This window comes from Sodalis sp. (in: enterobacteria) (assembly GCF_047607725.1).
Taxonomy (GTDB): Bacteria; Pseudomonadota; Gammaproteobacteria; order Enterobacterales; family Enterobacteriaceae; genus JBLKSS01.
Map to the genome: position 1 here is coordinate 1 of NZ_JBLKSS010000194.1, position 6641 is coordinate 6641.

General features: G+C 57.2%; 3 protein-coding genes and 4 pseudogenes. 6 read left to right on the plus strand and 1 reads right to left on the minus strand.

The genetic code is table 11. The features are described from left to right. Positions 1-300: transposase domain-containing protein (locus ACMX3H_RS15850; protein WP_415211518.1), on the plus strand; the 300-nt coding region annotated here is incomplete at its 5' end. Positions 301-382: 82 nt separating this feature from the next. Here ACMX3H_RS15850 and ACMX3H_RS15855 read toward each other — a convergent pair. Continuing rightward, positions 383-1258, minus strand: a pseudogene (locus ACMX3H_RS15855) (baseplate J/gp47 family protein); the annotation flags it as partial. A 7-nt stretch (positions 1259-1265) separates the two neighbouring features. On the opposite strand from ACMX3H_RS15855, the pseudogene ACMX3H_RS15860 reads away from it, so the two are divergent. From ACMX3H_RS15860 to rsmG, 5 genes and pseudogenes are all read left to right on the plus strand, one after another. Beyond that, positions 1266-2222, plus strand: a pseudogene (locus ACMX3H_RS15860) (VWA domain-containing protein); the annotation flags it as partial. A gap of 53 nt (positions 2223-2275) precedes the next feature. Then, positions 2276-2737, plus strand: a complete 462-nt coding sequence (gene asnC / locus ACMX3H_RS15865; RefSeq protein WP_415211520.1) for a transcriptional regulator AsnC — start codon at positions 2276-2278, stop codon at positions 2735-2737. An 89-nt stretch (positions 2738-2826) separates the two neighbouring features. Beyond that, a pseudogene (gene mioC, locus ACMX3H_RS15870) lies at positions 2827-3275 on the plus strand (FMN-binding protein MioC). A gap of 367 nt (positions 3276-3642) precedes the next feature. After that, positions 3643-5532: a tRNA uridine-5-carboxymethylaminomethyl(34) synthesis enzyme MnmG gene (gene mnmG / locus ACMX3H_RS15875; RefSeq protein ID WP_415211519.1), complete on the plus strand. Its 1890-nt coding sequence runs from the start codon at positions 3643-3645 to the stop codon at positions 5530-5532. Between the two features lie 17 nt (positions 5533-5549). Beyond that, positions 5550-6171, plus strand: a pseudogene (rsmG, locus tag ACMX3H_RS15880) (16S rRNA (guanine(527)-N(7))-methyltransferase RsmG). Positions 6172-6641: the final 470 nt, after the last annotated feature.

The following is a 6641-nucleotide window of genomic DNA, read 5'->3' on the forward strand; positions in this document are numbered from 1 at the left end:
CTGATGAACCACTGGCGGGCGTTGTGCTACTACGCCGGCGATAGCTGGGCGGGGATCGACAATAATATAGCTAAAAACGCGCTACGGGTAATAAGCCTGGGTCGCAAGAACTATCTGTTCTTCGGTTCGGATAGCTGCGGCGACCGGGCGGCGCTGATGTATACGCTGATCGGCAGTTGCAAACTGAATGGCGTCGAGCCGGAAGCGTATCTGCGCCATGTGCTGGCGATTATCGCGGATCATCCCATCAACAAAATCAAAGAGCTCCTGCCGTGGAACCTCACCATCCCTGCTGAATAACTGTCAATACGGCGCAGGGCGTACGCTTACGTTTTAGCTCGACGCTGTAAACCCCTTTGACCGACAGGACGGCCTGTATCTAGCTGGGAACGATATCGCGCCCCAGTCGTGCAGCATGTTTATCCACATAACGCTGGGCGGCCTGTTTTACTGCTGCCATGACGTCGGAGCTATCGTAGCCAGCATAAAGGCGGATAGCCGCTTCAATCCGGTAAGTCACCTTAACCGGCGAAGCCACCTTGACGATATCCGTCAGCGGTCGCACCTTTTCGTCAGAACAGGCCCCGTTAACCAGCGCCAGTAAGGTGTCGGACGGCAGGCCGGTTTTGACCAACGGATAAAGCGCCACTGTACCCGGTACCGGGCGCATCACCGCCACATCCGTAATCGCCTGATGGGCACTCATGGCATAAAAACGGTACGCGTCGCGCGAACCGGCGTTGCTAAATGACGCGGGGGCCAGCCGGATACGCTCACGCAGATGCTCATATTCTTCCGGGTCAGCGCCACCGGTACTGGGTTCGGTATTGGTCACACTGAGGTCTGCATCATTGATGCCGTCGAGCAAGGTGCTGATTTGCGCCGGTTGCCAGCCGTTGCCGAGCGTGCCGCGCTCGGTACAGGTGGCCGTCACGCTGGCAGTGGTGCCGCTCAGGGTGACGGCCTCATCGGTGGCAAAAACAATACTATCGCGGGCGCTGACGCGCGTGCCTGCCGGAATGACCAGCGGCGTGGCGGGTGGCTCTTCGAGCTGAAACCTTAGGCGGGTACGGGCTGCCGCAGCCGCCTGGCGGTATACGCCGACCAGTTCACCCAAATAGTCCAGCATCGGGGCGCGAGCAAAGGCCACCAGATTCTGCTCGACGGTATCCTGTATAGCCAGGCGTACCAGCGCCTCACGGTAAGCAATCAGGTTAATTAGCAGCCGTTCATCCTGCGCAGGATAGCAGGCTATCATTTCAGCGGTCAGCGGCGCGCTGGCGCCGCTGCTGGCGGAGAATCAACACACCGCCGGCCGGTTGTGGGATATGGCCGCCGGACAGGTACAACAAGGCGACTATCGCCTGCTGGTACACTATGGCGAATTTCTGCGTCAGCAGCCGGAACTCCTGCAGTTGGCGGAACAATTGGGGCGCAGTCATGAAGCGCGTTTCGTCGCCACGCCCCATTCGCTTCAACGCGAGGTAGTGAAGCGCGTGCGCGAGCCGGCGGTACAGCCTGAAGAAATTAGCGGTATCCATCAGAGCGACGACCTGCTGTGGCGACTGCCGGGAGAGTTGTCCGTCCTCGGCATCGATAAATTGGAGTATGAATTTTACCGTCGTCTGCTGGAGGAACGGCTGTTTACCTACCGCCTGCACGGTGACGCCTGGCGGACGCGGCGCATTCTGCAGCCGGCCAGCAGCCAACAGCAGCCGCGCGGGCCAATGATTGTCTGCGTGGATACCTCCGGTTCGATGGGCGGTTTCAACGAGGAGTGCGCGAAAGGGTTTTGTCTGGCGCTGATGCATATCGAGCTGGCCGATGACCGACGCTGTTTCATCAGCCTTTTTTCCACCGGCCAGGTGGATTACGAACTGACCGCCGACGGCGGCCTGGAGCAGGCCATCCGTTTCCTCGGCCAGCGCTTTCGCGGCGGCACCGATCTGGCCGCCTGCCTGACGGTGCTGACCGAGAAGCTCGCCGACCCGGCGTGGCAGGATGCGGATGCGGTGGTCATTTCCGATTTCATCGCCCAGCGTCTGCCCGAAACGGTCCAGCGACGCATACGCGAACAGCAGCGCCATCGTCAGCAACGCTTTCACGCCGTCGCGCTATCGTCGATGGGAAAACCCGGTATTATGAAAATATTCGATCACATCTGGCGCTTCGACACCGGACTGAAACAGCGGCTCATGCGCCGCTGGCGCCGTAAAAGGTGATCCCGTGGGCAGGCAACGGATTTGCCGCCGGGATCGCCATAGAGGACATCACCATGGCGGAAACTTATCAGCTCGACGCCCTCGATCGCACCATTTTGCAGGCGCTGATGGCCAACGCGCGCACCGCCTACGCCGAGCTGGCCAAGCTGTTAAACGTAAGTCCCGGCACCGTGCATGTGCGGGTGGAAAAAATGAAACAGGCAGGCATCATCACCGGGGCCAGGGTCGATATTAGCCCGAAACAGCTGGGCTATGACGTCTGCTGCTTTATCGGCATTATTCTTAAGAGCGCCAAGGATTACCCCTCGGCGCTCAAGAAGCTGGACGCACTGGACGAAGTTGTGGAAGCCTATTACACCACCGGCCATTACAACATCTTTATTAAAGTGATGTGTCGCTCCATCGATGCCCTGCAACAGGTACTTATCAACAAGATCCAGACCATCGACGAGATCCAATCCACCGAAACCCTTATCTCGCTGCAAAACCCCATCAGCCGTACCATCGTGCCGTAGCGGCCCGGTTAATACCCACAATTATTCACAGGTAGATCCCAGCCGGTACACAGCGTACAATACCGGCTCAGTTATCTGACGGGACCATCATGGCCGACGTAACCATCATCAGCGGCAGCACCTTGGGTAGCGCCGAATATGTTGCCGAGCACGTCGCCGGCATCCTCGAACAGCAGGGGTTCACCACCCACATCTTTCACGGCGCCGAACTGGCGGAATTGAGTCCCGAGGGCCTGTGGCTCTTGGTTACCTCCACCCACGGCGCCGGTGAGCTGCCGGAGAATCTTCAGCCGCTGCTGGAAGAGTTGACGGCGCAAGCGCCCTCACTCTCCAAGGTTACCTTCGGCGCAATCGGCATCGGCAGTAGCGAATACGATACGTTCTGCGGCGCGACCGACACCCTGGATCGCCGCTTACGACGCTCGGCGCCAAGCGGATCGGCGAGGTGCTGAAGATCGATATTACCCAGCATGAAATTCCCGAGGATCCGGCGGAAGCCTGGGTAACGGAATGTATCACGCTGATAAAAGCACACTGATAGCACTTTTTTTGTGTATAACTCCGGTTAAAACCCGCTGACAACCGGTAGTTATCCAATGTATAACCCTAAGCATCGCATCGACCTGTGGATAATAGCCACAAAAGATCCCAGCTTATACCGTCCGGGATCACCGATCATTCACAGGCTCGGTGGATCGATAATTCCTTGTATAGGTTGATCAAAAACAGCTTATCCACAAAGGAGCGCGATCCTAGTAATAGACATAACAAGAGATCTTTAAATAAAAAGATTTTTCTTTAATTACCCGCGGATCTTCCGGGCTTGTATCCCGTCTAAACTTGAGTAGAATCCTCTTCCCCAGGCCCCTTGACGATCCTTCGCTTTCACGTGAGGTGTTTTTACCATGTTTTATCCCGATCATTTTGGCGTCATCATTATTGGGGGCGGCCATGCCGGTACGGAAGCGGCAATGGCGTCGGCACGGATGGGATGCCAAACCCTGCTGCTGACGCATAACATTGATACGCTTGGACAAATGTCCTGTAACCCGGCGATCGGCGGTATCGGCAAAGGGCATTTGGTCAAAGAAATTGACGCTATGGGTGGTTTGATGGCGCAGGCCATCGATAAGGCCGGCATTCAGTTCAGGATACTAAACGCCAGCAAGGGGCCGGCGGTCAGGGCGACCCGCGCACAGGCGGATCGCATGCTTTACCGTCAGGCGGTGCGCGGCGCGCTGGAGAACCAGCCTAACCTGATGATCTTTCAGCAGGCGGTAGAGGATCTAATCGTAGATGGCGATCGGGTCGTCGGCGCCGTTACGCAAATGGGGCTGAAATTCCGCGCCCGCGCCGTGGTGCTGACCGTAGGGACCTTCCTGGACGGCAAGATCCATATCGGCATGGATCACTACAGCGGCGGTCGAGCAGGGGATCCTCCGTCGATTTCCCTGTCGCGCCGTCTGCGTGAGCTGCCGTTCCGGGTGAACCGCCTGAAAACCGGCACGCCGCCGCGTATTGATGCGCGCAGTATCGATTTCTCGCTGCTGGCGACACAGCATGGCGACGATCCGCTGCCCGTCTTCTCGTTTTTGGGCTCGGAGGATCGGCCTCCGCGCCAGATCCCCTGTTATATCACCTATACCAACGAAAAGACCCATGAGGTCATCCGCCAGAATCTGGATCGCAGCCCGATGTACGCCGGCATCATTGAAGGCGTCGGGCCGCGCTATTGTCCGTCCATTGAAGATAAGGTTATGCGCTTCGTCGATCGCGATGCCCACCAGATCTTCCTCGAGCCGGAAGGGTTGACCAGCAACGAAATTTATCCCAACGGCATCTCGACCAGCCTGCCGTTCGATGTACAGATGAAAATAGTCCACTCCATACAGGGGCTGGAGAACGCGCGCATAGTGCGTCCGGGCTATGCGATCGAGTACGACTTCTTTGATCCGCGCGATCTCAAGCTGACGCTGGAAAGCAAATTGATCGCGGGGCTGTTCTTCGCCGGCCAAATCAACGGGACCACCGGATACGAAGAGGCCGCCGCACAGGGCATGTTCGCCGGTCTGAACGCCGCAAGGCTTGCCACCGACAAAGAGGGCTGGTCGCCGCGGCGCGATCAGGCCTATCTGGGCGTGCTGGTGGATGATTTATGCACATTGGGCACCAGAGAGCCTTACCGTATGTTTACCTCCCGCGCCGAATACCGGCTGCTGTTGCGCGAAGATAACGCCGATCTTCGTCTGACGGAAATCGGCCGGCAGCTCGGTTTGGTGGATGAGGTGCGCTGGGCGCGCTTCTGCACCAAGCAAGAACAGATCGCGCTGGAGCGTCAGCGTCTGTGCGATATCTGGGTACATCCCGGCAGCGAAGGCGTCGAGCAGCTTAATCCGCTGCTTAAAGCGCCGCTGACGCTCGAAGCCAACGGGGAAGAGCTCCTGCGCCGCCCGGAGATGGATTATGCGCGGCTGACCGGCCTGGACCGCTTTGGTCCGGCACTGACCGACGACCAGGCGGCGGAACAGGTCGAGATCCAGATCAAATACCAGGGCTACATCGCCCGTCAGCAGGAGGAGATCGCGCGCCAGATGCACAATGAACATACCCTGCTGCCGGCGGATATGGATTTTAGCGCCGTTTCGGGCCTGTCCAACGAAGTGATCGCCAAACTCAACGATCACAAACCCAGCTCTATCGGCCAGGCTTCACGTATTTCCGGCGTCACGCCGGCGGCGATTTCCATCTTGCTGGTCTGGCTGAAAAAACAGGGGTTGCTGCGCCGCAGCGCCTGACAATGACGGAATCATTGATGCTTGAGACATTGGAGACCCTGCTTGGGCAGGCGGACATGGCACTGTCGGCGGCGCAAAAAAAGCAGTTGCTGGGCTATGTCGAGCTGCTGTATAAATGGAACAAGGCGTACAACCTGACATCGGTGCGTTCCCCGGAGCAAATGCTGGTTCGCCACATCATGGACAGTATAGTCGTCAATCCCCATTTGCACGGCGACCGCTTCATCGATGTCGGCACCGGCCCGGGGCTACCGGGCATTCCGCTGGCTATCGTGCGGCCCGAGGCGCATTTCACTCTCCTGGACAGTCTGGGCAAGCGCATACGTTTTCTGCGCCAGGTACAGCATGAACTGGGGCTCGACAATGTCATGGCCGGTGCAGAGCCGGGTAGAGAGCTTCACGCCGCCCGAGGGCTTTGACGGCGTCATAAGCCGCGCTTTCGCCTCCCTCGGCGACATACTGACCTGGTGCGCTGCGCTGCCGGCCAGAGAAAAAGGGCTATTTTATGCGCTGAAAGGCCAGCTCTCCGAGTCGGAGCTGACCGCGCTGCCGCCGGGCTTTCGGCTAGAATCGGTGATCGGGCTTCAGGTGGCGGGCCTGGAAGGCGAACGGCATATTGTGGTGGTGGCGGCGAATTAAATTGCTTTTCCTCAACAAAAAAGCAAAAAGAACCGCTGCGCGCTTTATTAAATAAACGGCTGGCGGTAATTTAGGCGTCCCGAGAATCATTTACCTCTACTTTACATTTCATTAGCAATTGAATCCCGTCGCTGAATAGTAACCGCAGTAAATATATGTAATTAAAAATTACACCCACATTACTAAACCGCGCGCCAATATAAACGCGCGTGACGCCTGTAGGGCAAGGGGTGCGCCCAAATAGAGGCGATTTTATAGAAAATAATATATAAATAGTTGAATATTATAAATAATGATTCATTTTTTAATTGCTGCGATGGCTGAATTAACGTAAGCGCCCCGTGGAGGACGTCTTGAATTATTGGTGGGTTTGTTGCATGGCCCGGTAAGAATATGTTCCACTACGATGCCTAGTGAACCCGCATCCTATAAGGGACGGCTGTCAGATCATGGATAATCCGGCGATGATA

Bases quoted from the DNA above. Each gene is read 5' to 3' on its own strand.
- mnmG (WP_415211519.1), top strand. From the start codon at position 3,643: ATGTTTTATCCCGATCATTTTGGCGTCATCATTATTGGGGGCGGCCAT.
- asnC (WP_415211520.1), top strand. From the start codon at position 2,276: ATGGCGGAAACTTATCAGCTCGACGCCCTCGATCGCACCATTTTGCAG.